The sequence below is a fragment of the Ruegeria sp. BHSC026 genome (assembly GCF_059613065.1).
Genome location: NZ_JBXWRV010000002.1, coordinates 320,162 through 343,843 on the forward strand (window position 1 = coordinate 320,162; position 23,682 = coordinate 343,843).

Annotated in this window: 20 protein-coding genes; 9 read left to right on the forward strand and 11 right to left on the reverse strand. The window is 60.4% G+C overall.

The window, feature by feature from the left end:
• Nucleotides 1-3: 3 nt before the first annotated feature.
• The 5 genes from AC2FME_RS04225 to AC2FME_RS04245 form a co-directional block, all read right to left on the reverse strand.
• Nucleotides 4-678 carry a polysaccharide deacetylase family protein gene (locus AC2FME_RS04225; RefSeq protein WP_496799716.1) on the reverse strand — a complete coding sequence of 225 codons (675 nt, stop codon included), beginning with the start codon at nucleotides 676-678 and terminating at the stop codon, nucleotides 4-6.
• Nucleotides 675-1,712: a lipid II:glycine glycyltransferase FemX gene (locus tag AC2FME_RS04230; protein ID WP_496711921.1), complete on the reverse strand. Its 1,038-nt coding sequence runs from the start codon at nucleotides 1,710-1,712 to the stop codon at nucleotides 675-677. Before AC2FME_RS04230 ends, AC2FME_RS04225 begins: the two co-directional genes overlap by 4 nt.
• Complete coding sequence (locus tag AC2FME_RS04235) at nucleotides 1,709-2,923, reverse strand: GNAT family N-acetyltransferase (RefSeq protein ID WP_496799717.1); 1,215 nt, start codon at nucleotides 2,921-2,923, stop codon at nucleotides 1,709-1,711. Before AC2FME_RS04235 ends, AC2FME_RS04230 begins: the two co-directional genes overlap by 4 nt.
• Nucleotides 2,923-3,876, reverse strand: a complete 954-nt coding sequence (locus AC2FME_RS04240; RefSeq protein WP_496684188.1) for a glycosyltransferase family 2 protein — start codon at nucleotides 3,874-3,876, stop codon at nucleotides 2,923-2,925. The genes AC2FME_RS04235 and AC2FME_RS04240 overlap by 1 nt, the downstream gene beginning before the upstream one ends.
• A gap of 93 nt (nucleotides 3,877-3,969) precedes the next feature.
• On the reverse strand, nucleotides 3,970-4,335 hold the full coding sequence (locus tag AC2FME_RS04245) for a hypothetical protein (RefSeq protein WP_496799718.1): 366 nt from the start codon (nucleotides 4,333-4,335) through the stop codon (nucleotides 3,970-3,972).
• 39 nt (nucleotides 4,336-4,374) lie between these two features.
• Between AC2FME_RS04245 and AC2FME_RS04250 the strand changes: the two genes are divergently transcribed.
• Genes AC2FME_RS04250 through AC2FME_RS04260 form a run of 3 tightly spaced genes read left to right on the forward strand, consistent with a single transcriptional unit; the run spans nucleotide 4,375 to nucleotide 7,311 of the window.
• Nucleotides 4,375-5,157, forward strand: a complete 783-nt coding sequence (locus tag AC2FME_RS04250) for a GNAT family N-acetyltransferase (RefSeq protein ID WP_496799719.1) — start codon at nucleotides 4,375-4,377, stop codon at nucleotides 5,155-5,157.
• Entirely contained in the window at nucleotides 5,157-6,161 is a 1,005-nt protein-coding gene (locus tag AC2FME_RS04255) for a sulfotransferase (RefSeq protein ID WP_496741773.1), read from the forward strand. The genes AC2FME_RS04250 and AC2FME_RS04255 overlap by 1 nt, the downstream gene beginning before the upstream one ends.
• Before the next feature lie 46 nt (nucleotides 6,162-6,207).
• Complete coding sequence (locus AC2FME_RS04260; RefSeq protein WP_496799720.1) at nucleotides 6,208-7,311, forward strand: DegT/DnrJ/EryC1/StrS family aminotransferase; 1,104 nt, start codon at nucleotides 6,208-6,210, stop codon at nucleotides 7,309-7,311.
• Here AC2FME_RS04260 and AC2FME_RS04265 read toward each other — a convergent pair.
• Nucleotides 7,308-8,825: an oligosaccharide flippase family protein gene (locus AC2FME_RS04265; RefSeq protein WP_496799721.1), complete on the reverse strand. Its 1,518-nt coding sequence runs from the start codon at nucleotides 8,823-8,825 to the stop codon at nucleotides 7,308-7,310. The genes AC2FME_RS04260 and AC2FME_RS04265 overlap by 4 nt on opposite strands.
• A gap of 363 nt (nucleotides 8,826-9,188) precedes the next feature.
• On the opposite strand from AC2FME_RS04265, the gene AC2FME_RS04270 reads away from it, so the two are divergent.
• Nucleotides 9,189-10,451 (forward strand): nucleotide sugar dehydrogenase, encoded by a 1,263-nt coding sequence (locus AC2FME_RS04270; RefSeq protein ID WP_496799722.1) that lies wholly within the window; start codon nucleotides 9,189-9,191, stop codon nucleotides 10,449-10,451.
• On the forward strand, nucleotides 10,438-11,694 hold the full coding sequence (locus tag AC2FME_RS04275; RefSeq protein WP_496799723.1) for a glycosyltransferase family 4 protein: 1,257 nt from the start codon (nucleotides 10,438-10,440) through the stop codon (nucleotides 11,692-11,694). The genes AC2FME_RS04270 and AC2FME_RS04275 overlap by 14 nt, the downstream gene beginning before the upstream one ends.
• A gap of 3 nt (nucleotides 11,695-11,697) precedes the next feature.
• Here the strand turns inward: AC2FME_RS04275 and xrtD are convergent, their stop codons facing one another.
• From xrtD to AC2FME_RS04300, 5 genes are all read right to left on the reverse strand, one after another.
• Entirely contained in the window at nucleotides 11,698-13,311 is a 1,614-nt protein-coding gene (gene xrtD / locus AC2FME_RS04280; RefSeq protein WP_496799724.1) for a VPLPA-CTERM-specific exosortase XrtD, read from the reverse strand.
• 92 nt (nucleotides 13,312-13,403) lie between these two features.
• Nucleotides 13,404-14,927, reverse strand: coding sequence for a hypothetical protein (locus tag AC2FME_RS04285; RefSeq protein WP_496685664.1), 1,524 nt, complete (start codon nucleotides 14,925-14,927; stop codon nucleotides 13,404-13,406).
• Nucleotides 14,928-14,939: 12 nt separating this feature from the next.
• Nucleotides 14,940-15,551, reverse strand: a complete 612-nt coding sequence (locus AC2FME_RS04290) for a polysaccharide biosynthesis/export family protein (RefSeq protein WP_496685662.1) — start codon at nucleotides 15,549-15,551, stop codon at nucleotides 14,940-14,942.
• A gap of 103 nt (nucleotides 15,552-15,654) precedes the next feature.
• Complete coding sequence (locus tag AC2FME_RS04295; RefSeq protein ID WP_496799725.1) at nucleotides 15,655-18,105, reverse strand: tetratricopeptide repeat protein; 2,451 nt, start codon at nucleotides 18,103-18,105, stop codon at nucleotides 15,655-15,657.
• 49 nt (nucleotides 18,106-18,154) lie between these two features.
• Nucleotides 18,155-18,838 carry a sugar transferase gene (locus AC2FME_RS04300; protein ID WP_496799726.1) on the reverse strand — a complete coding sequence of 228 codons (684 nt, stop codon included), beginning with the start codon at nucleotides 18,836-18,838 and terminating at the stop codon, nucleotides 18,155-18,157.
• 656 nt (nucleotides 18,839-19,494) lie between these two features.
• Here AC2FME_RS04300 and AC2FME_RS04305 point away from each other — a divergent pair.
• The 4 genes from AC2FME_RS04305 to AC2FME_RS04320 are packed head-to-tail and all read left to right on the forward strand — an operon-like array spanning nucleotide 19,495 to nucleotide 23,631.
• Nucleotides 19,495-20,352: an ExeA family protein gene (locus tag AC2FME_RS04305; RefSeq protein ID WP_496742941.1), complete on the forward strand. Its 858-nt coding sequence runs from the start codon at nucleotides 19,495-19,497 to the stop codon at nucleotides 20,350-20,352.
• 1 nt (nucleotide 20,353) lies between these two features.
• A complete protein-coding gene (locus tag AC2FME_RS04310; RefSeq protein WP_496683753.1) occupies nucleotides 20,354-21,895 on the forward strand; it encodes a GumC family protein in 1,542 nt (513 codons plus the stop codon).
• Between the two features lie 31 nt (nucleotides 21,896-21,926).
• Nucleotides 21,927-22,766: a CpsD/CapB family tyrosine-protein kinase gene (locus AC2FME_RS04315; protein ID WP_496799727.1), complete on the forward strand. Its 840-nt coding sequence runs from the start codon at nucleotides 21,927-21,929 to the stop codon at nucleotides 22,764-22,766.
• Entirely contained in the window at nucleotides 22,747-23,631 is an 885-nt protein-coding gene (locus AC2FME_RS04320) for a glycosyltransferase family 2 protein (protein ID WP_496799728.1), read from the forward strand. Before AC2FME_RS04315 ends, AC2FME_RS04320 begins: the two co-directional genes overlap by 20 nt.
• The last annotated feature ends 51 nt before the right edge of the window (nucleotides 23,632-23,682 follow it).

The following is a 23,682-nucleotide window of genomic DNA, read 5'->3' on the forward strand; positions in this document are numbered from 1 at the left end:
TCATCAACCCGTGACCGTCCAGCGTTTCTGGGCCATCCGCACAGTGCGACGCAAGCGCCGCAGAAGGGGCATCTCACCAGATAGAACGGCTTCGACTTCCCCTGCATGCATGTCACCCCGCAGGGATGTCCGGGGTTTGAGATAACCGGAGTCGCGGTACCGGCCTCCGTCGCTGGACCACGCGGAGTGATAGCCGGCTGAGCGCAGAGCGCGCAGAACCCGTGCGTCATAGCGGCCAAAAGGAATTCCCGCCTCGGTTATGGCATGGCCGCAAATATCCTCGAGACATGCACGCGAGCCTTGCAATTCGTTTTGCAGTTCGGCATCGGACAGGGTGGGCCAGGCCACGTGATCGATGCCGTGGCTTCCGACCGTCATGCCTGCGGCAGACAGGTCCCGAATATGCGATTTGTCCAGGCTGCCGCTGGTACCGATCCGCCCGGACAGGACAAAGAACCGGGCACGCAGATCGTATTTCTGCAAAATCGGCAGCGCGATCTCGTGGTCCGACAGGTTTCCGTCATCAAAGGTTATCTGATAGGCTTCCGGGGTGTCCGCCACGGCCGCCAGAACCCGTTCGAACTGAGGCACCGAGACCCAAAAGGGCGCTTCCTCCGGCCCCACTAGCCGGCTTGGCTGGCCAATGCCGTGAAAAATCAGGGCAATTGCTGGTTTCATCCGCGACCTTTCACGCGTTGATGCACGGTTTCGGCCAGGCTGATCAGCGATGCCGTCAGCCCCGGCGGCTGGTATTGATATGGCCCCGGTGCCACTATTTCTACCCCTCCGGTTCGCAGTTTGAATTGGGTGACCCCGGGGTTGTTCTCTGGATCGATGCCGCCCAGGTCGAACCACTCCAACCCGTGCGATTTGCAATGCTGTATTGCCTGCCACATCAGGAAGTGGCCAGTGTTCGACCGCCGCCCTGCATCGGTTGTGGCGCCGAACAGGTAAATGCCGTTGCTGGCCGCGGCCCCGATCGTCATGGCACCCAGGTCCACGCCGTCTTTCATTGCAAACAGGACCTTGTGACTGAAATCCGCCTCCTTGAGTGGATAGTAAAACTCCGGCGGGATATCCGGGCTGAACCCTTTTGCCGAACTCACCAGTCGATACAATGCGTTGAACCGGGCGGCACATTCAGCGATGGGCAGCGTCTCGGTTTCCATCCCAGCCTTGAGGGCATTACGCAGGGGATTTCGCCATTTTCCGTGTTGGCAGCGCATCAACTCCTCGTCCGGTTGCCGGCAATCTATGGCAACCGTCCGATAGACCGGCGAGCGGTTCGTCGCGCCAAACCCGGCGGCTGCAGCCGCAAGATCCACAAATCCGGGATCCAGTGGCGGTACGGCTGGCATCCTGAATCGCAGGATATGCCCGCTGTCCCGTGCATAGGTGCGCAGACTGGAAAACACTCTGGCCAGGGTTTCGGAGTCCGGATCCGGGTTATCGCGATGCCGCACCAAGGGGCCGGCGGCGATCCACGCTATTCCCCGCCCCAGAACGGGCACCGGCTTAATGCGCAGGCACGCCGCAGCGATGAGGCGGCCTGCGTGATCCGAAAGCGACAGAAACCGGGCATCCGCCCCGATCCGCTTTGCGGCCGCCTGAGAATAGCCGAGGGTCTGTTCGTAGGTCAGATCCTCGAATTCACCACTAATCCCTCCCCAGTCCTCGGCCGGGACCCATCGCATTTTCAGGGGCCTGTTCATAACCGCGTCCGAATCCAGCTTGTCCACAGCGCGCGGGGCCGTGTCCCCAATCGGGGCCGCAGTCTGAGAAACCACAGCCGATAGTAAAACAGATGCAGGCCGTCGGCCCACAAAAGCAAGCAGCGTGTTCGTAAGCGCGGCAAGGGGCGGTCGTTCACCAGAACGATTGAGTGGAGCGGAACAAGCTCGCCGCCATAACTCAGCTTGTATTCATACTCCCCTGCACCGGCCTCCACCAAGCCGATTCCTTCCGCGATCAGCCCAGCGACGCGCTCGACCAATCCCACGCGTCCCAATCCGATCTTGGAAAACGCAGGGTCGGTTTCGCGCGCGTTCAGCCACCAATAGGCCTTGGCCCCCAAGGTGAACCGAAGCTGGCTGGACAAGAGCCTGTCCTCCTGCCATTGCTCGTCGATCGTGGCCTGACCCTTGGCCGCCAACCGCCGCAGCAACTCGCGATAGAAATCGGCAGCCTTTGACCAATCCGAAAAATGCCCACCTTTGCCCGCGGCCACCCATTGCTGGGTGTGCAGTTCGACGAACCGGTCCATGGCCTGGTCAACCGTATCCGGGCGCGCACTGGTGTTCCTCAGCGGGGCGATTTCGTTCAGGCGCTTGAGGTCGCGGCGGACTTCGCGGCGGCGGCTTTTGGACAGTGCCGACATAAACGCATCAAGACTGTCCGGCAACGCCATCAGGGTATGGCCACGAGGGCTTTGATCCCGTAGGGGCGAGACGCATTGACCGGCAGGCCTGCGCATGCACGCAAGATGCCGTGCGCGGTCGGACATCGGCGACAGGCTGATTGCGGAACAGTTGAGTTGGCTGACCAGATGGTCAAAGACTGCATCGAAGAAGGTCGCGTCAAACCCCTTGGAAATGGGCAGGCTCATGACGGCAAAGTTGGGATCGACCCCGGCCAGGCGGGCGACACGCACCGGAACCGGTCCGGCCCAGACGGTCTCGATGCAGAAGGGCAGGGCTGCGCGCAATCCCGTCTGGTCGCGAAGCTCATAGCAGACCGGTTGGCGGCTGGAGGAAAACGACGTGCCATAGTGCGACCACCACGCCGCCTGCCATTCGGTCAGAAAATAGATGTCGGCGCCAGTTTCTGCGACCAGATCATCCCACTCGGCGCGGTTCAGCAGTTCATGCGCCGACAACCGGATGAATTTCAGAGCCGTATCCGGCCTGGGTTTCGTATTTTCCATCACGTCGCCGGCTCTTGCCCAAAAAGATGGAACCGGATCGCCGCCCGGGACAGCCGCAATCGGGCGGCACGGTCCGGGCTGGGCTTTACAAGGCCCGCCAATCCGAAAACCATCCCCCGCAAGGCCGCACTTGCCACGAAAATCGCGCGCGTCGCCAACTCGCCGGACCGGCCATGGTGTTTTCTGGCATAGATGGTTTTGCTCTTTTGCTTCTGCACATACATGCGCGACTTGATCTGGGCGGTGCTTTTGGAACCGCCTTCAAGATGCATGATCCTAGCCTGAGGAGCAAAGACGCACCGCCAGCCGGCGTTGCGGATGCGACGGCACCAATCGGCTTCCTCAGAATAGATGAAGAACGCCTCGTCGAGGGGTCCGACCGCTTCGAAGACAGCGCGCGGGACCATCATGAACATGCCCGACACCACGTCGACATCCCGCTGCGACCGCCGATCCCAATCGTCGTATTCCGGCCAGCGGAACACGCGCTTCAGGCCGAATTCAACCACCGCCAGGCTCAGCGGACCTGGGTCCGCGAAACAGGTCTTTTGAATGGTGTCGGCGTCCTCCCAGACCTGACACCCGACACAGCCGACATCGGCATGGGCGTCCAGCCATGCACTCATGACGTCAATCGCATTGTCGAGGATGATCGTGTCGGGATTGAGCAGCAGAAGCTTGTCACCCCGGGCGATTTTCAGGCCCTGATTGTTGGCCGCCGCAAACCCCCGGTTGTCGGGATTGGCGATGAGTTTCACGTTTGGAAAACAGCGCCGGACCATGTCGGGCGTGCCATCGGTCGAGGCATTGTCCACCACGATGACTTCGTGCGGCAGGTTGGTCTGTTTTTCCACGGATTCGAGACAATCGTGCAAAATTTCGCGTGTATTCCAACTTACAATGACAATGGAAACAGTGCAGCCTGACTGAGAATGATCGGTATTTGACGCCATGGCCGCAAAAATCCTGCTAAACTAAGTACAAAAAAGGGACGATCCCGTGACTGCTACATGATTTTGGGTTTGAAGCCATGGGTTCTGCAAATATTATTTTCGGGCGTTGGTGCCGAAGCTGCATTGCCGGTGGATTTCTTCCGGCGCGCAGAGAGAAAGTGATTGTAGATGGACATTGAATGCCTGGAAGATTTGACCGAGGCACAAAGAACAGAATGGTGTGAGTTTCTTTCCACTTCTCAACATCAACACCCGCGCCAGCATCCACAATTCGCCGAGGTGGACAAGGCCATTGGCAACCGGGTCATATTCGCGATCGGCCGTCGCAGTAGGCGACTGGTCGCCGTCGGGATATTTGTCATGCAGCCCAGCCGGGTGATGCCCGGCCGGTCGGCGTCCGCCGTCGCGTTGAGCGGCCCTGTTTGTGACACGGCTGCGGAAATGGTCACGTTTCTGCAAGGGCTGTCGGAACATCCGGCATTTTCTCGAACGGACTCCTTGCGTATAACGCCCTATTGGCTGGACCAGGAAGGCGACGGGCTGGCCAGTGCTTTGGCACAGGCGGGATTTCGGATCAGCGACCCGGAACCCCATCGCGATACGGGCATCATCGACCTGACCGGAACCGAGGACGAGTTGCGGGCCTCGTTCTCGCGCAGCGCGCGCCGCAAGGTCCGCCTGGTGGACAAATCCGAAATCGAGATTCGCACCGCCCGCACTTTCGCCGAGGCCGAGACGTTCTTTGAACGACTCAATACCCTGGTTGTGGCGCGCCACAATCTGACCCCGGTCAGCCGCGCCGAATACAGCGCCGGTTTCGACCAGATATTCCGCGACGGTGCGCTCGGCGTGATCCTCTGCGCCTATCACCAAGAGGCGTTCCTGGGCGGGCTTCTGTTGTACCGCAGCGGGACCACGGCCCATGCCCGACGCTATGTCGCCGACCCCGGGGCTGCGCAGGCCATCGGCAATCTGCGGGTCGCGCCGGCCTTGTGGCTCGAGGGCATGTTCTGGGCCAAGCGCGCCGGCTGCACCCGATTCGACGTCGAAGGTTTTCTGCCCGTCGAAGACAAGACCCACCCCAATTTCAACGTCTACGAGTACAAGCGCGAGTTCAAACCGACACATGCGCGGCGCATTGCCGAGCACACCCTGGCACTGAGCCCCGCCCATCATTTTGCTAACACCCTGCCCGGCCGACTGAAAGCTCACGTGAAGCGCTCCTTCCCGCACTTGCGCAATCTCCACCCGGCCCGGCTGTTTCCGCGGGGCGGCAACTGATGGCGCGCGCGGTCGATCAGGGGCCACTGGTTACCTATTCCAGCCGACGCGCTAAGTATTTGAACTTGGTCGTCTCCGGGGCGTTGTCGCCGCTGGAACGCTTTCTGGAGCTCCGGACCGGCCAGGGCGAGCAGCCCGTTTGTTTCATCGTCGGGCCGCCTCGTTCGGGCTCGACCTTGTTGTACGAGCTGCTGGTCACCCGGTTCCAATGTGGCTATTTCAGCAATTTCGCGAAACGCCTGTTCCGGGTTCCGGTGGCGGCCACTTGGCTTTGCCGGCGGGCCATGCGGGACAGGCAAGGATCCTTTGACAGCTCCTATGGCGAGCTTGAAGGGAACGCCGCCCCCAGCGAAGCGGGGCGGATCTGGGCGTATTGGATGCCCTATGCGGCCCCTTACTTTCTGGACGAACCGGGGGTGCCGGTCGCCCGGATGAAGCGGAAGCTGGCCGCCATCGGCCGGATTTCAGGGCAGCCCATGATCGTCAAGAACATGATCCTGCAGTCCGATTTCCCGCTGCTGCTCGATACCTTCACGAACGCGATTTTCATCTACATCGAGCGCGACTGGGCCGACAATGCAGATTCGCTCGTGCGGGCCAGACAGGACAAGTCGTCGATGGACGCGACCGGCTGGTGGTCGCTTCGGCCGACAGGTTGGGAAACCTATGCCGACGCCGATGCGATGACCCAGTCCTGCGCGCAAGTGGTTCTCAGCCACCGGGACCTGCGGCTGGGGTTCGAGAGGCTGGGCGCACCAGAACGCGTCATGAAAGTCAGCTACGAGACCCTGTGCGAACAGCCCGAACAAGTGCTTTCGGACGTCGAATCCTTTTTCAGACGAAACGGCGTTTCCCCCACACGAAAGCACAAGACGGAAACTCTGCCGGGAATTTCGGCCCGGCGACACATGCAGGATGACGTTCGTGGTCAGATCATGGGGTGTCTTGAAAAAATCGCGAAAGAGGCCGAGTTGAACCAAAAGGGTGAAGCCGATGGCGCATAGTCAGGCCCGCCTTGCATGTGGCGATCCGCCGATGCGGCTCGGCCAAATGGTCCGAACAGATCCCGATGGCGGGTTTCTGCGTCTTTTTGACGGCCGTCATGTTCACTGGAGTTTCAACACAAGGGTCGCAATCCGCGCGGCCTGCGACCTTCTGGAGCTTCTGCCTGGTGACGAGATACTGGTGCCCGCCTACAACTGCGGATCCGAAGTCGATCCGCTTGTCCACGCGGGGTTGTCGATCCGCATGTATCCGGTCTCGGCGGATCTTCGGGCCGATCCCAACCGCATCGCACCCATGATCACCGAACGCACAAAAGCGGTGTATGTGACACACTATTTCGGCATCCTCCAACCCGAACTGGCCGCGCTCCGCGCATTGTGCGACAGCCACGGGCTGCGGCTGATCGAGGATTGCGCGCTGAGCCTGTTGAGCGGGGCAGCACCGGCAGAGGGCGTCACCGGGGATGTGTCGGTCTTCTGCTTTTACAAGTTCGTCCCTGTGCTTGAAGGGGGCGCGCTGGTCGTGAACGCAGACGACCTTGATGTCGACCCGCCATTTGTCCGGCCGCCGCCGCGAAAAACCGTTGCCAAAACGCTGCTCCGAACGACGATCAGCAGGGCTTTGGGTCCGGATCGGGTACGCACTTTAAAACATAGCCTGGGTCGGGGAGACGCCCCGAATACCCAGCGCGGCAAGCCGGATGAAATGGAAGACATCCCCCCGCACTACTATTTCGATCCCACATTGCGAAACCGTCGGATCAGCAGCTTTGCGCTGCGGCCACTCCGGTCCTTTTCTGTGTCGGACGTCTCAGGGACCCGTCGGCAAAACTGGCAGATCTACCGCGAGTTGTTGGATGACATGCCGGGCGTCCGGTTGGTGAACCCCGATCTGGCGCCCCACACATGTCCGCTCAACATGCCGATCAGGATTGCCCATCGCGACCGGGTGGCCCGCGAATTGCAGGCGCTGGGGATCGGCGCCACGCCCTGGTGGGCCGGGTTCAACCGCAATCTCGACTGGTCCGGACAGACCGAAGCGATCGATTTGAAGAACAGCATCCTCTCACTGCCTCTGCATCAGTATCTGGGGCCTGCTCACATCCGGCATATCGCCAACCAACTGCGCAAAACGCTGCGCGACCCCTAGGCTTTCTGCCCCCGGAAGTGATCGCGCATGCGCGCCAACAATGAAAACACCATGGTTTCGAACCCCTCCGGGCGGCCGGAAACGGCCCACAATGCGATGTGCGTTCCGGTATAGACGACGGCCCCGACACCGGCTTTGGTCAGCACGATGAACGGCGTGTAGGAGTAGTGAATGCCCACCCGCAACACATAGTTGGTGGCAATGACGGCAACCGCCATAACGGCGCAGGCCACGAAGCTGCGCCATCCGACGGCCAGTGGCTCGAAGAAGCGGCCGTTTCCATATCTTTTCGCGATGACCAGGGTTGCGAAAAGGCCGACCAGATTGGCGATACCTGCAGCGATCAGTGCGCCGTTGAACCCGTATTGGACACCAATCAGCATCACCGCGCAGACGACCAGCAAGACAATCGTGTTGCGGAGAAACAGCAGCGAAGTCGACCCTTCGATATAAACGGCGGACCGCACCGAAGCCTGCAGCGCGTTCAAGGCATAGAGCGGTGCGAGAACCCAGATCACCGGCGCGGCTGCGACCCATTTGTATCCCAGGAACATCCAGATGATGTCGACCGACAGCAAAGCGAACCCCACACTGCACGGCAGCAGAATGGCCAGAAAACCGGCATTGATCTTTCTGAACCCCTCCTTGGCCTGGTCCGTCTTGCGCGACAGATCCGCCAAGCCGGGATAAACCACCCGCAGGATGGGGGTGAACAGCTGATGCGTCACAACGTTCACAAGCCGGGTACCGATGCGAAACAGTCCCGCATCCGCCAAACCGAGTGTGCTGCCGATGATCAGCTGCGGCGCATTTGTGGACAAAAACTGGGCAAGCTGTGCGCCGATGGACCAGGACGAAAAAGACAGGCTGTCCCGCCACCTGCTGAGGGACAGTTTGAGGGACATCGGCGCGATCGAAAACGTCCAAAGGCCGCGCGTGATCTGTCCGGCAAAAGTCGCCACGACGATCGCCCAATAGTCGCGCCAGTACCACGCCAGGCCGATGGCGAAGATTGCATAGACAAGGCGGCTCAGGGTTTCCTCGCCAGCGGCGTATCCAAACCGCAATCCTCTTTCGAACAACAAAAAGCGCGGGCTTTTGATCGCGACGATCAGTGACATCGCCGAAAGCACCGGCATCAAGTCGACAAGTGCCGGGATCCCTAGCAATTCAACCAAAGGTTGTGCGGCCCAGAAGATCGCCGCCGCCAGCAGGCCGAAGATGATCTGAAACGAAAAGACGGTGTGCAGATGTTCGGGCGTTATGTTGTCGAGTCGAATCAGGACCATCCCGATTTGCCGCTGGAACATCTCCAACAAAGCCGTTGCAATCAGGAAATAGGCAACGACGCCAAAGTCTTCAGGGGTCAGCAGGCGAGCAGTTATGGCGATTGTCGCAAGCCCCAGCCCTTGCCGGAAGACACCCGAGGCAAGCAATGTCGCCACGCCGACGGCCAAGGCCGAACGCCGTGTCAGCCCGCTTGGCGCGGGATCAATGTTGTTGGGCTGGAGCACGGAAATTCTGTTTCCTAACTTGAGCCAATAGGCCGGTTTCGACGAGGTCGTTTCTTGACATGAGCCGGCAAGTACATTGCTGTACCCGACAGGGGGCCGAATGTGGCAACCGGAGAATTTGACTGATAACCAAGAAAAAACCGCTTATTTGAGACATGGTCACATGCATTTCCTGAATGGTATCAAAACATTTCGAGGGCTTCCAACACCACTTGTCATTTCGTGTCAGAACACTGCACCCCACATCAAGGTGAATTTCACGGATAGTTTCTCAGACTGGTTCGGTCTTGGGCAAGCATTGCGGCCTCTTGCTGCAGCCGCACGACAGGGCGGCGATGCCCACTCGGTGTTCGGAGACGCCACATGAAAATCGCGATTTTTGGCTTGGGGTATGTTGGGTTCACCGCGGCCTGCTGTCTGGCCCATCAAGGGCACGAAGTGCTAGGCATCGACGTCAATGCCGACAAGGTGTCCGAGATCAACTCCGGCAAACCGCCCATAAAGGAACCGCAGGTTGGCGAACTGCTGACCCAGGCACTGGACAGGGGACTGATCCGTGCGGTCGTCGAATGCCCCGATCTTTCAACCTGCGATTTGGCCATCGTCTGCGTCGGCACGCCCAGTTCGACCGACGGCTCCCACAACATGAGCTATGTGGCCGAAGTCACCCGGCAGATTGCCGAAACCATATCCGACGACCGGGCGCGTCCGTTGACGGTTGCCTACCGGTCCACCTTTCGGCCCGGAACCGTCGCGCAACTGGTCGAGCCGATCTTTCGAAGCTTTCTGGGCGATCGGGTCGCGCAAGCGGTCGAAATCGTCTACAATCCGGAATTCCTGCGCGAAGTCTCGGCCGTGCATGACTTCTTTCACCCACCCAAGATCGTCGTCGGCACGAAAGATGGCTGCCGCTCCGATGTAATGGACGCGCTGCACGAGGGCCTTGACGCGCCAGTTTTCTACACCTCGTACGAAGAGGCCGAGATCACCAAGTTCGTGGACAACACCTGGCATGCCACCAAGGTGGCCTTTGCCAACGAAATCGGCCGCATCTGCCATCGCATGGGCGTATCCGCAAAAACCATGCACCAGATCTTTGTCTCGGACACCAAGCTGAACATTTCGCCTTACTACACGCGGCCGGGCGGCGCCTTCGGGGGGTCTTGCCTGCCCAAGGACGTGCGGGCCCTGCAACATATCGCGGGCGAAATCGGTGCGCATACGCATCTGATCGACAGCCTGCTGCGCACCAACGAGGCGCACAAGACCTACCAGGCCCAGGACATCATGGCCCGTCTGCCCGATGAGGGCAGGGTGCTGATGGTGGGCCTGGCCTTCAAGGCCGGCACCGACGACCTGCGTGAAAGCCCGAATGTCGACATCGCGCGCCGTCTGCTTCAGGGCGGGTATAAGCTGTCGGTCTACGACCCGGCCATTCGCCCTGCCGACCTGCGCGGGCAGAACCTGGGCTATGCCTTCACGCATCTGCCTTCGGTCGGCAGCCTGCTGGTCGATCGGGCCACGGCCGAAGAGGGGCCTTGGGATCTGGTGATCGGATCGAATGCGATCGTGAACGATTTGAACCTTGGCGATTTTCCGGTGGTGCGAACCTATGAATATGACTGACACCACCCTGGCCGTTCAGCCGGTCTCGATGGATGAATTGCGGCGGGCCCGGCCGCTGCAGGGGCTGAAAGTTCTGATCGTGGTCGAAAACCTGCCCGTCCCCTTCGACCGGCGCGTCTGGATGGAGGCGCGCACGCTGGCCGCTGCCGGCGCCGTCGTTTCGGTGATCTGCCCGACCGGAAAGGGCCACGAAGAGCGTATCTGGGAAGAAGAAGGCATTAAGGTCTATCGCCACCCGCTGCCACTGGATGCAAGCGGCGCGCTTGGCTATCTGCTGGAATACGGCGCGGCGCTGTTCTGGGAATCCTGGCTGGCGTTGCGGATCAAGCTCAGCCGGGGCTTTCACGTCATCCACGGCTGCAACCCGCCTGACCTGATCTTTCTGGTGGCGTTGCCCTTCAAACTGTTCGGCGTGCGGTACCTGTTCGATCATCACGACATCAATCCCGAACTCTACGAGGCCAAATTCGGCCAGCGCGGGTTCTTCTGGAAACTGATGAGGACCTTCGAACGTTTGACCTTCGCGTCGGCCCGGGTGTCGATCGCGACCAATGAAAGCTATCGCCGGATCGCCATCGAACGCGGGGGCATGGCGCCCGAGGATGTATTCATTGTGCGCTCGGGCCCGGACCTAAGCCGTCTGGAGCGCGTCCCGCCCAACCCGGCCTGGCGGAACGGTCGAAAATACATGGTGGGCTATGTCGGCGTGATGGGCGATCAGGAGGGGATCGACCTGCTGCTTGAATCCGTAGCCCACCTGGTGCAGGGGCAGGGCCGGGACGACATCCAGTTCTGCTTGGTCGGCGGCGGACCCAGCCTCGAGAAACTGCGCGAACAATCCGCCGCGATGGGCCTGTCGGACTACGTCACCTTCACCGGGCGGGCACCGGATCGGGACCTGTTCGAGATCCTGTCGACGGCGGATGTCTGCGTGAACCCGGACCGGGTAAACGAGATGAACGACAAATCCACCATGAACAAGATCCTTGAATACATGGCCTTCGAAAAACCGATCGTCCAGTTCGACGTGACCGAGGGCCGGTTCTCGGCGCAGGACGCGTCACTGTACGCGCGGCCGAATGATCCGGTGGACATGGCGGCCAAGATTGCCGAACTGCTTGAAGATGAAGAGCGTCGGGCCCGAATGGGCCGCTATGGCCGCGCGCGGGTCGAGTCTGAAATGGCCTGGCCTCATCAGGTGCCCGCCCTGATCGCGGCCTACGAACGGGTGTGGAAAGGGTAGGGCCTAGAACGGTACGAAACGCGGCATGCGGTTCAGGCTGGGCACCATGAACCGCTGCAGCCGCGCGTCGGCATCCGCCTCGGTTTCACCGGGCAGGATGGGCGTGACGAAACGGACAAGGGCGCCATCCGTCCGCCCCATGACAAAGCCATCCTGGATGACGCTCAGCTTGGCCCGAAAATCGTTGACCATCCGCTTTCCGCGCTGTTCGAACCAGTAGTAGACCAGCTGTTTCGACAGTTCTTTCTGGATCACCGCCCGGTTGACGGTGAAACTGCCATAGGGCGTCTTGTCCAAGGTAATTTGATACGGCTCGAGGCTGAATATTTCCCACCCGCCGACAGGCAGACAGACCTCGGGGGAATGGATCCCGTCGCCGTCGGTCTGCTTGTCGTAGAAGGCCACGAACAGGTTCACGAATTCGCCCGACGTGGTGTCGGCATAGGTCGCGTTCAAATAGTCGCTGGCGCCCAGGGTCCGCTCGACTTTCGGGTCGAGGCTGGCCGTCGACCCCGACCAGTTTCCGAGTTGCCGCGGATACAGAACAAAGGGATCGCGTTCCACCGGCTGAACATCGGCCGCGGGGCGCAGCACCCAAGCCGCGGACACCGACAGCGTCAGCAGGGCCGCGGCAGCCAGTTGCAGCGAAGGCTTCAGACCAAAAATGCGCAGCGCGATGGGGCCGAACCCATCGACATCCAGATCGATCGCTTGTGCAAAGGGCTTGGGATCGGGGGCCATGCGCTGCAGCCCGATGGCCATCAGGAACAGGACCCCCACGCATAGCAGGAAGATAATCCAGCCCTCGAAGAAATGCATGAATCCTTCGGCCTGTTCGATGCCGTATTGATTGACCAAAATGCCGATCACGCCGATGCGGATCGAATTCATCAGAACGGTCAGCGGAGCGGCCGCCAGCAGCAGCACGACCTTGTGCCAGATCGGGCCGCGATAGAGCAGGGCGAACAGGTACGAGAAACTGAGAATGGGAAACAGATAGCGCAGGCCCGAGCAGGCTTCGGCCACTTGCAGCTTGTAGACACCCAGATCGATGACATTGCCTTCGATGAAGACCGACACGCCAGCCAGTTGCACGAACCACACGCCTAGTTCGGACGAGATCCACTGAAGGAAGATCGTCAGCTTCCAGTACACGAACTGGGGCAGGGGCAGCATGAAAACCAGGTGAAAGACCGGCAATTGGTGGTGGCGGCCGCGCTGCCAGCCGAACACGGTCAGCACGACTCCGCCGGTCCAGATGATCATGGCATAGGTCACGATGTCCGGAATCCGCGCCAGATTGCCCAGAACCGCCACCGCAAGCGCCAGGGCGATGACCACAACCCCGGGCCAGCGGTCTTGAACTTCGGGGAGTGTCGCCGGCGCGTTGCGCAATTCCCGCAGGAAGAGATACAGCGAAATGATCGGGATCAGCGGGCCGTGGCTGTATTCAGGCGTGCTCCAGGCAGTGCCCAGCGACACGATCCCGATCCAGAACACCGGGACCGATCCGGCCAGCAACAGCACGAACCAGCCAAATCCGGCCACGTTGATCCGTGGCCAGACCGCTCCCAGAGGTCCGCCGGACTGACCGGATTTCGACTCAAGCTGTTGCATCAACCCTCATATTGCATCGAAACCGCGGCGCAAGCATCCTCGCAGATCGAAATCCCGAAATCGTGATCGCCACCTGCGACGCATCGCGCCGATCACGGCTTGAGGGTGAACCGCCGCCCCAGTGTCACGAACACGCCGTTGGATGTTGCCCGGAACCCGTTCTGGTCGTCGTATTCGTACTGATAACCCATGTTGACCGCCCAGTCCCGGGTGATCGCACGGGAATAGGAGGCGTTGAACACACTACGCTGGCGCGGATTTTTAGGGCCTGACCCTTCGTTTTCCTGGTCGATGTAATTCACGCTGAACGACAGGGCCGACACCGGATTGATGATGTAGTCATAGGTCAGAAAAGCCAGCGTCTGCCGCGTTTCCACACTCTGTGTGCTGGTGCCGACCCGGCGCTGGATGGTTGCCCCGATCCGGGAACTGGCCAACCTGTAGCTATAGTCCAGTTGTCCGATCGGCGTCACCTCGTCGAACGGTCCTCGGGTGAATCCGATATCAAACCCAAAAGTCCCGTTGGCCCGCTGGAAATCACGCCCAAAGGTCGCATTGATGCGCGAGCCGTTCACGCCGAAGGTCTGGTCGATCAGAATATCGGCTGACCCGTCCGGCAGCGTCTTGTTCCAGGAAAAGTCCCAGACGAAATCCTCGGTCACGTTGCTGGTGTTCGAAACGCGCTGGGTGTCGTCAACCTTGCTGTAGCCGATATTCGCACTGACGGTCGTGGTGGCCGAAACATCATAAGTGGCGCCAGTTGACAGAACAGTGGTGTTGCGATCCGTCTGCACGGCGTCATCGGCCTGGAATTCGCGGTAGTTCAGGCTGACGTTGGTCTGCAAGACCGGAGAGATCCGCATCAGCACGCTTCCGAAGAAGTCATTGGCGTTGTTGTCGAACAGTCCTGGATCGATGGTGTTGGAATAGCTGCGTTCACGATAGTTGTAGGAAAACCGGAACCCAAGGGGGTCGTTCAGTCCCGTCTGCCAATTCAGATTGCCGCGGGTATCGACCTGATCGCCGATCGTGCCGATGACATCGGCAGCATCGATCACCCCATCCAGGTTGACGTCGGTCAGCGACCGGTTGAAGGCCAGATCCCGTTCGCGATACGAAGCCAGCAGACTGAAGTTGCTGTTGGCGTTTCTGCGCTGATAGTTCAACTGGGTAAACGGGTCGGAAAAGCTGCCATCGGTCCCGATGATCGGCTCGTTCGCGATGCGATACAACCCCGACAGGTCGAATTGCAGGGTCGAGTTCGGAGTCTGGTTCAGAATCCCCAGGGCCAGCGTATTTTCCCACCAGGTGGTCGAGCCCAAAGACGGATCCGTCAGACGCAGGTTGTCGTCGTGCCGCAGCGACGACAGATAGTCCAGCGTCACGGTTAGACCGGTGCCGGTACCCGCTGCACCTGCGGCTTGGCCCACCCGTCGCGCAGGGTTGCGCTGCGCCTGCTGCACGATCAGCTGCTGGCTGGGCGCTTGCTGCGTGGTGGCCGGCTGCGTCGTTGTCTGCTGCCCCGACACCTGTTGGCCCGTGGCGGGCGACACTGCCGCCACGAAAGCGACGCTGCCCAAAAGCGTCAGGCCCTGCCTCTTCCTGAATTTCCCCACCTGTATCTGCCCCTATTCGAACAAGCGGCGCGAGGGTACGACCACGACGTCTCCGGGTTTGAGCACCGTATTGCCCTGAATGCCACCGCCCGCGCCATCATAGTTGTAGAGGTATTTGTTCATCACGCCTGTTTTGCTGTCCACCCGTCGCAATTCGATGCGTTTGCGGGCCGCGAAGTTGGTCAGGCCGCCGGCCTGGGCCAGAACCTGAAGAATTGTCGTGCCTTCCGTCGCCGGAAGCTTTCCGGGAATGTTGACCTCGCCCATGACGAAGACGTCGATCGTTGGCCCTGTCGGCGTCAGGCCGGGAAGGGCCGGGGCCGCAAGGGCTGCGATCGACGCATAGACGGTCGGAGGCGTGTTGAAGTTGTTCGCCAGTGCCGACGCCAGCGCGGTCTGCAACCCGCTGGTCGACTTACCGGCCGCCCGGATCGTTCCCGCAAGCGGGAAGTTGATGGAGCCGTCAGGCAAAACCAGCACGGTTCGGTTCAGGGTTGGGTCCTCGAGAACCTCGATTTTGAGCGCATCTCCCGGCTGGATCTGATAGGAACCCTGCGCGAAGGCGCCGGTCGACAGCACCAAGGCCGTCACGAAAGTGATCAATGATCCGATGACTGTCCGCATGTTCAATTCTCTCATTTTCTCAAAGTATGCCCATTTTCTCCATTCGTCACAATCGGCCTGACGCAGCAAACGGGATCGGTGCGGCAGAATTGCCGCGGACCTTCTATTGACCGCCGCTCAACTCGATCTGCAGCCGTTCGATCTCGGCTTCGATGTTTGTCACCACATCCGGGGCCGCTTCCCTCGATTGCGCAGCCTGATAGACACGCAGGGCGTCCTCTCTACGCCCGACGGCCTCATAGGCTTTGCCCAGATGCTGCAGGACCACGGGATGATCCGGCAACCCCTTTGCCGCACTTTCCAGATATGTCAGCGCCTCGTCATAGTTGCCCAAGCGATAGGCGACCCAGCCATATGTGTCCTGAAAGGCCGGAATGCGGCTGCCACGCAGGCTCCGCACAAGAACTTGCGCCCGCTGCAGGCTTTCGTCGTCATCGCGGCGGGTCGTCAAAAGGCTGGCCAGATTGTTCGCCACGACCGGCGAGCGGTTGCTAGCGGTATAAGCCTTTTCATATGCTGCAATCGCCGCTTCCCATTCGCCGGCCCACTCATAGCCTTCGGCCTGCAACATCAGCAGGTCCGCGTTGTCGGGCAAGGCGGTCAGCGCTTGCTGCACCGTGGCCCGGACCTGCTGCGGATCTTCATGGCGTTTTTGCAACGCGATCAGCCCCAGCCAGGCCCGCGCCGATTCCGGGTCATCGGCCACGATTGCGCGGTACAGCCGCGCGGCCGCTTCCGGCTCTCCCTTCTTTTCGAGCACATGCGCCTTGACGATCCGCAGGATGTTCGACTCCGGCTCCTCAGCCAGCAGGGAATCCAGGCGGGCTTCGGCTCCGGCAAAGTCGTTTTGAACCACCATCAGACGGATCAGGGCGAGATCGGCTGGCAATCCGAATTCCGGGTCTTCCGCCAGTTCGCCCAGAAACGCCGCCAGATCGCCGGTGCGGTTCTGCCCTTCCATCATCCGCGCCTTCAGCTCGCTGGTTTTGCGGCGTGTATCGGGATCATCCAGCGGGTCGAGCGCCTGCAGCACGGAGTCAAGCCGGGGCCAGTCCTGCAAGGCGACATAAACATCGCCCAACGTCAACAGAAGCCGAGGGTCGTTCGGGGCCTTGCGCAACGCGTCGATCAGGACACTTTCGGCGATCTTCAGATTGTTCTCTTCGATCAGGTGCAGGGCATAGTTCAGGGTTTCGGTCGGCGCGTTGCCGGACAACTCGACCGCAAGCGCCAGCATTTCGCCCTTCAGGTTGCGGTCGCCGTTTCGGTCATGCGCCTGAGCCATCAAGGTCACGAGCTGCGGGTCGCGTGCGTTCGTCTCGAGCGCCGCGCGCAACAGCAGGATCGCGTCTCCAATGGCGTCATCCTCGATCAGCCACGCCGCCTTGAGCTTGACGGCCTCGGTCTGGGTCGGGTCTTCGCTCAGGACGCGTTCGATCACGGCGCGGCCTTCTTCCCGATGGCCGGACAGGATCAGCATCCGCGCGAACTCCACCTCGTTCTCACGTGTCTGCGCCGTGCGCGGAGCACCATCCAGCAAGGCGCGCATCTCGGACAGCGCCCCATCGGTATCGCCCGACTGGAACCGCAGCGCGGCGCGCATCATGCGGTATCGCGCGGCATTCGGCCCGTCCGCCGCGATGGTCCGGGTCATTTCCGCGATGGCGGCATCATGGCCGCGATGCTCGGTCAGAAAGGCAATCAGACGCTGAACGGGAAAATAGTCTTCGGACAGCGGATCCGCCTTGGCCCGCAGGATCTCTTCGGCATCGTCCAAACGGCGCTGATCGATGAAATGTTCTACCAGCATCTGCTCGACGCCCTGATCGCCGGGGAAGACGTCGATCATCTGGCGCAGCTGCTTTTCGATCTCGTCCGTCTTGCCCAGCTGCTGAAGAGCGTGGAGCCGGATCGTGTAAAGGTTCCCCTCGGTCGGCGCAAAAGCCAATGCGGCATCCACGTGGTCGATCACATCATACCAATCCTGGGCGCGCACGAGATGATCGATCACCACGTGCCGAGCCGTCATCATGTCGGGGCGGTCATTCAGCATTGCGCGCGCCGCAGCGACGGACTGTCCGACGCCGGCATCGTTGCCATCCCGCACCGCGTCGGTATAGGCCAGCGTGTTCTGCAACGACGCTATCTCGGCCTCTTCCGGGGCCAACTGCGCGGCCTTGGTGACATAGCGCCGCAGATCTTCCCACAGCCCCTGTTCCAACGCCATTTCCGCCAAGGCCCGATTGCCTTCGAGGTTGTCAGGATACTGTTCCACCAACAGCAGATACTGGCGATAGGCCAGTGGCACGTTGCCGCGTTCGCGCTCGAGCCGGGCGAAGGTCAGCCGCGCTTCTTTATGTTGTCCGTTCAGTTTGAAAACGTTCTTGAACTCGATCAGCGCGCGCTCGACGTCGCCGTTCTCGAGATGGGCAAGACCGGCCTGATAATGCGCCTCGGCCCGTTCTTCCGCCGTGTCGCAGGCGCTGAGGAAAAGCGCGGCAGTCAGCAGGAATGCCGCGAAGGTCCTGCCAAGAAGGTTTCCGAATGCGTTCATCACGTCACTCCTGCAACTGCCAGCGTCGCTGCCTGATGCCGGGCCATTCTCAACAGCCGGTGCCGCGAAGGACCACGAAGAGCGTTTTGAACATGATCGAAAGATCGGTGCCGAAGGACATCGTTTTCCAGTATTCCGAATCGTGATGCGCCCGCTCGGCGAATGAGGACTGGTTGCGCTCGGATACCTGCCACCGGCCGGTGATGCCCGGCCGCATCACATAATACAGGTGCCCGGGGTACATGCTTTGCTGCTTGACCATCATAGGTCGCGGTCCGACCAGGGACATCTCGCCAACCAGCACGTTCCAGAACTGCGGCAGTTCATCCAGCGACGACTTGCGCAAGAAGGAACCCAAGCGGATGATCCGGGGGTCGTCTGTGAGTTTCTGATTGCGCTCCCATTCGGCACGTGCGTCAGGGTTGGCTGCCAGATGCGCCTCGAGGACGGTTTCGGCGTCCTTCACCATCGTGCGAAGCTTCAGCAGGTGGAAGGTCTTGCCATTTTGGCCGACACGCTTTTGACGATAGAAGGGCTGTGCGCCCTGAAAGGCCAGCAGCACCGAGAAAACCACCACCAGCGGCACGACGATGGGCGCGGCAGCGATCACGAATACAATGTCAAAGGCTCGCTTTCCTAAGCGTCCATAAAAACCGGAACACCGATTTGCGGCCGGCAATACCGGAACTCTGCGGTAACCAGTCCCGGCTACCTCCTTGGAATGGATTGTCACTATTTAAACCCCCAGCACACAACGGACACCTACACTCAATCACACACTCAGGAACCAACTACTCGCACGACCTCAAAGCGCTATTCAAATTTTTTCATACAAATGGGACGCTTCACCCTTTCTTCATTGTTCACATGAATTGATGAACGCCTGCGTCCAAAAGACTAACAAATTCTTAAGGGCTTGCAAAACATTAATGGGCGCGGACCGCACTGTTTGAGTGGGAAGCGCACGGAATTTCAACGGCATGGCGTGACGAAGCGCACGGGTCGCCCGGTCAGAAAACATCCGTCCATTGTGCATGATTCGGGATCAATGCAGCCGCATGGGCCCCTTTAATCCCGATAATGCCCCGATTTGGCTTTGCGGGCCCGCCCGTTGATTCTGCGTTGCACCGGCTTGCGCGCGACGGCCTGACGGAAACAATCACCTAAAAATGTTTCCATTGCACCTTCTGGGCGGGTTAATGTGTCACTCTGGAGATATGGGGGATGCTCTCTATCTTGATGTTGTGGCACAATGACGTGCATGTTGAGGGCCGATATAGTGGCTTCTCGTTATTTTGTTAGGATTTACCTGTGGTTCAGGGTGCAAGTTTGGGTAATCTCTGGAGAGCCAGGATTTTTTTCGACAAGTCGGAAGGCGACCGAGGTGCCATGGCCTCCAGCGACGGGTTCTATCTGGATTATTTCGGCCTAGACCAGCGGCCATTCACTCTGCTGCCCGATCCCGGTTTCATGTACTGGTCGCCGCTGCACAAACGCGGCTATTCGATCTTGCAGTTCGGAATCATGAGCTGCGCGCCGATCACCGTTCTGACCGGAGAGATCGGCGCCGGCAAGACCACGCTGATCCAGCATCTTCTGAAGGACATGGAGGAGTCGATCACCGTCGGGCTGATCTCGAACGCTCAGGGCGGGCGGGGCGAGCTGCTCCAGTGGGTCATGCATGCCTTGGGCCTGCCGTTTGAAAAGGACGCGGCCTATGTCCAGCTGTTTCAGGCGCTGCAGGAATTCCTGGTCTCCGAATACGCGCAGGGCCGGCGTGTCGTGCTGATATTCGACGAGGCGCAGAACCTGACCGTCGAAGGGTTGGAAGAGATCCGGATGTTGACCAACATCAATGCCAACACCGATGAACTGATCCAGCTGGTCTTGGTGGGGCAACCCGAATTGCGCGACATGGTGCTGGACCCGAAGATGCGCCAGCTGACCCAACGGGTGGCCGCGAGCTTTCACTTGGAGCGGATGGATGCGCCGTCGGTCGAAAGCTACATCCGGCATCGGATGAAGGTCGCCGGGGGGACCGGGGACGAATTCACCGAAGACGCCTGCAAGCTGATCTTCGAAAAGACCCGTGGCGTTCCCCGGCTTGTGAACCAGCTGTGCGACTTCACCTTGCTGTACGCCTGGACCAACGAGACCAGAAACGTGGATGAAAACATAGTGCAACAAGTGATCGACGACGGCGTGTTCTTTGGCGGGAACTCACTCGAGAAGGAGCTGACAGACTGACATGGGCCCGGTTCGCTACTACATCTCGATCTTTCTGCGGCGCCTGCCGTATTTCCTCGTCGTTGCCCTGATCGTATCCGCTGCGTCGATCATCATCGCACGCACCCTGCCGCCCACCTATGTGTCGCAGATGCGGTTGATCGTCGAATCCCCGCAGATTCCGGGCAATCTGGCGGCCAGCACCGTCAACACCACGGCGGCCGAGCAACTGCAGATCATCGAACAGCGCCTGCTCACCCGTCCGATCCTTCTGGACATCGCCGAGGAGTTCGACGTTCTGCCCAATCAAGACGAGGCAAGCCCGGACCAGATCGTCGACACGATGCGCGCCAACACCAGAATCCGGATCGCCACCGGGCGCAATCAGGCCAACCTGATGACCATTACCTTCGAGGCCCGTTCCGGTCGGGTCGCGGCCGGTGTCCTGAACGCCTATCTGACGGAAATCCAGAAGCTCGACGTGAATTACCGCAAGGAGCGAGCCTCGGACACGCTGGAATTCTTCGAACAGGAGGTGGACCGGCTGAGTGACGAGTTGGACCGGCGCAGCGCGCAGATCCTCGAGTTCCAGAACGAAAACTCGGACTCGCTGCCGGCCAGCCTGCAGTTCAGACTGACCCAGCAGGCGACTCTGCAAACCAACATCCAGCAGCTTGACCAACAACTTTTCTCACTGCGAAACCAGCGTGAAAAGTTGCTGGAGATCTATGCCACGACCGGTCAGATCTCGACGATCGGACAACAACCGCAGACCCAGGCCCAGCAACAGTTGGCGCAGCTGCGCAATCAGCTGGACAATGACCTGGGCATCTATTCGGAAAACAGCCCCAAGATCAAAATCCTGCGCGCGCGGATCGCCCGCCTGGAAGAGGTCGTAGCCGCGGAGCAGGCCACCAGCGCCGCAACATCGGGCGCGCAGACCGGGAACTCGACTCTGGATCTGCAACTGGCGCAACTGGATTCGCAGATCGAGTCTCTGGAAGATCAGAAAACCGATGCCGAAAAGCGCCTGGCCGAGGTGACACGGACCATCGACCAGACCCCGGCGAATGCGATTACCCTCGCCGAGCTTCAGCGCGACTACAACAACGTCCAGGCACAGTACAACACAGCGGTAGCGCGGCTGGCCTCGGCCTCGACCGGCGAGCGGATCGAGGTAACCTCGCAGGGGCAGCGGATTTCTGTGATCGAATATCCGGTCGCGCCCAGTTCACCGACCAAGCCGGACCGCCTGATGATCGCTGGCGGCGGAACCGCCTTCGGTATCGCCCTGGGGATCGGGCTGGTCGTTCTGCTGGAACTGCTGAACAAATCCGTCCGCCGACCCGAAGACCTGATCAACAAGTTGCAGGTCTGGCCGATCGCGACAATCCCTTATGTCCGCACGCGCGGCGAGGTCATTCGCGCGCGACTGGCCTGGGCCGTTGTCATCCTGGCCATTTTGGGCAGCGTGCCGGCCGCCGTCTGGTCGGTTCACACGTATTATTTACCGCTCGACCTGATTGCCGAAAAGGTGATCGACAAGCTGGAGGTGTATTGGTGAGTTCTGTTCAAGTCAGCGATGGGAGCGCGTGATGGACCGTCTGCAACAGGCGATTCAAAAGGCCCGAGAGGAACGGGAAAGCCGTCAAAGAACCGTGCCCGCGGAACCGCTGCGGCTTGACCCGGATCAGGCTGTTGCGCCCTCGGTGACGAATGTCGAAACGTTGTGGTCGGATCTACCCGCCATCGAGATCAACCTGCGCGTCGCCTCCAAAAACCGCCTGGTGTCGTTGGAGGGCGGGTCGGACGCCGCGCCCTATGACATGCTGCGCACCAAGATGCTGCAACAGATCCTGTCCAATGGCTGGCGCCGGGTTGCGTTGACGTCGCCCTATGCCGGATGCGGCAAGAGCACGGCGGTCGCAAATCTTGCCTTCAGCCTGGGGCGGCAGGAAGATCTGCGCACCGTCGTGATCGATTTCGACCTACGGCGCCGTGGGCTGGCCGACGTGTTGGGGCAGAGCGGCGCGCACAACATGGCGGACATCATATCCGGTTCGGTACCGTTTCAGGAGCATGCGCAGCGGCACGGCAACAACGTGATTTTCGGACTGAATTTCAGCCCTACCCGCAATCCCGCCGAAATTCTGCAAAGCCGCAGGACGATCGAGCTGCTGGAATGGATCGAATCCGAATACCAGCCCGATATCATGCTGTTCGACACGCCGCCGCTGATGGTCAGCGACGACAGCCACGGGTTCCTCAGAAACGTCGATTGCGCCTTGCTGCTGGCTGCGGCAGAAGAAACCAGCATCGACCATATAGATGTGGCGGAACGCCAGCTGGCCGAATTGACCAAGATCATGGGGATCGTCCTGACCAAGTGTCGCTATGTCAGCGGGGCCTTCGGCAATGAATACGGATCGTACTGACGCGGCCCCCGAAAACGCGGTCATCATTCCCCACTACAACGACCTTCCCAGGCTCGAACGCTGTTTGCGGGCACTGATGGAAAATGACACCACCAGCACCGAAATCGTGGTCGTGGACAATGCCTCGCCGGTGTCGCTGGACGCAATTCAGCGCGCTTTCCCGATGGTTCGGTTTCTGGTCGAAACGCAAAAAGGCGCCGCCCATGCCCGCAACAGGGGCGTGGCCGAAACCAGCGCCCCGCGGCTGTTCTTTCTGGATGCCGATTGCGTTCCCGCCGCCGACTGGCTGACGGTCGGACGCCAGGTCGCCGACACCGCCGACCTGATCGGCGGGCGGGTCGACGTGTTTGACGAAACCCCGCCACCGCGCAGCGGTGCCGAGGCATTCGAGGCTGTTTTTGCCTTCAACTTCCGCCGCTACATCGAGGTCCAGGGCTTCTCGGGTGCCGGAAACCTGCTGACGCGACGGGACGTGTTCGACGCGATCGGCGGTTTCACGAACGGCGTGTCTGAGGATCGGGAATGGACCATGCGGGCGGTCTCGCACGGGTACAGCCTGATCTACGAGGACAGGTTCCGCGTCAGCCACCCGTCGCGCCAAGACTGGCCGGCGCTGAAGACCAAATGGCGGCGAACCACTCAAGAGGCTTTTCAGTTGAACGGAACCACCATTGGGGCGCGATTGCGCTGGATGATGCGGGGGCTGGCCATGCCAGCCAGCGCGGTGGTGCATACGCCGAAGGTTCTGACCAGCGACAAGCTGGGCTCCGGCCGGGAAGTCAGTGCGGCCATCGGCACCCTGTATCGGCTGCGATGCCAGCGGATGGTCTGGATGTTGCGGCAGGCCGCAGGGTTCGAGATCTGAGCCGGGCCAAACGAAAAAAGGGCCGCATTGCGCAGCCCTTTTAACATAATC

Excerpts from the sequence above, each read along its gene's own strand:
- AC2FME_RS04260 (WP_496799720.1), top strand. The coding sequence starts at position 6,208 with ATGGTCCGAACAGATCCCGATGGCGGGTTTCTGCGTCTTTTTGACGGC.
- AC2FME_RS04290 (WP_496685662.1), bottom strand. The coding sequence starts at position 15,551 with ATGCGGACAGTCATCGGATCATTGATCACTTTCGTGACGGCCTTGGTG.
- AC2FME_RS04315 (WP_496799727.1), top strand. The coding sequence starts at position 21,927 with ATGGACCGTCTGCAACAGGCGATTCAAAAGGCCCGAGAGGAACGGGAA.
- AC2FME_RS04270 (WP_496799722.1), top strand. The coding sequence starts at position 9,189 with ATGAAAATCGCGATTTTTGGCTTGGGGTATGTTGGGTTCACCGCGGCC.
- AC2FME_RS04235 (WP_496799717.1), bottom strand. The coding sequence starts at position 2,923 with ATGGAAAATACGAAACCCAGGCCGGATACGGCTCTGAAATTCATCCGG.
- AC2FME_RS04320 (WP_496799728.1), top strand. The coding sequence starts at position 22,747 with ATGAATACGGATCGTACTGACGCGGCCCCCGAAAACGCGGTCATCATT.
- AC2FME_RS04230 (WP_496711921.1), bottom strand. The coding sequence starts at position 1,712 with ATGAACAGGCCCCTGAAAATGCGATGGGTCCCGGCCGAGGACTGGGGA.
- AC2FME_RS04275 (WP_496799723.1), top strand. The coding sequence starts at position 10,438 with ATGAATATGACTGACACCACCCTGGCCGTTCAGCCGGTCTCGATGGAT.
- AC2FME_RS04310 (WP_496683753.1), top strand. The coding sequence starts at position 20,354 with ATGGGCCCGGTTCGCTACTACATCTCGATCTTTCTGCGGCGCCTGCCG.
- xrtD (WP_496799724.1), bottom strand. The coding sequence starts at position 13,311 with ATGCAACAGCTTGAGTCGAAATCCGGTCAGTCCGGCGGACCTCTGGGA.
- AC2FME_RS04240 (WP_496684188.1), bottom strand. The coding sequence starts at position 3,876 with ATGGCGTCAAATACCGATCATTCTCAGTCAGGCTGCACTGTTTCCATT.
- AC2FME_RS04295 (WP_496799725.1), bottom strand. The coding sequence starts at position 18,105 with ATGAACGCATTCGGAAACCTTCTTGGCAGGACCTTCGCGGCATTCCTG.
- AC2FME_RS04225 (WP_496799716.1), bottom strand. The coding sequence starts at position 678 with ATGAAACCAGCAATTGCCCTGATTTTTCACGGCATTGGCCAGCCAAGC.
- AC2FME_RS04305 (WP_496742941.1), top strand. The coding sequence starts at position 19,495 with ATGGCCTCCAGCGACGGGTTCTATCTGGATTATTTCGGCCTAGACCAG.
- AC2FME_RS04255 (WP_496741773.1), top strand. The coding sequence starts at position 5,157 with ATGGCGCGCGCGGTCGATCAGGGGCCACTGGTTACCTATTCCAGCCGA.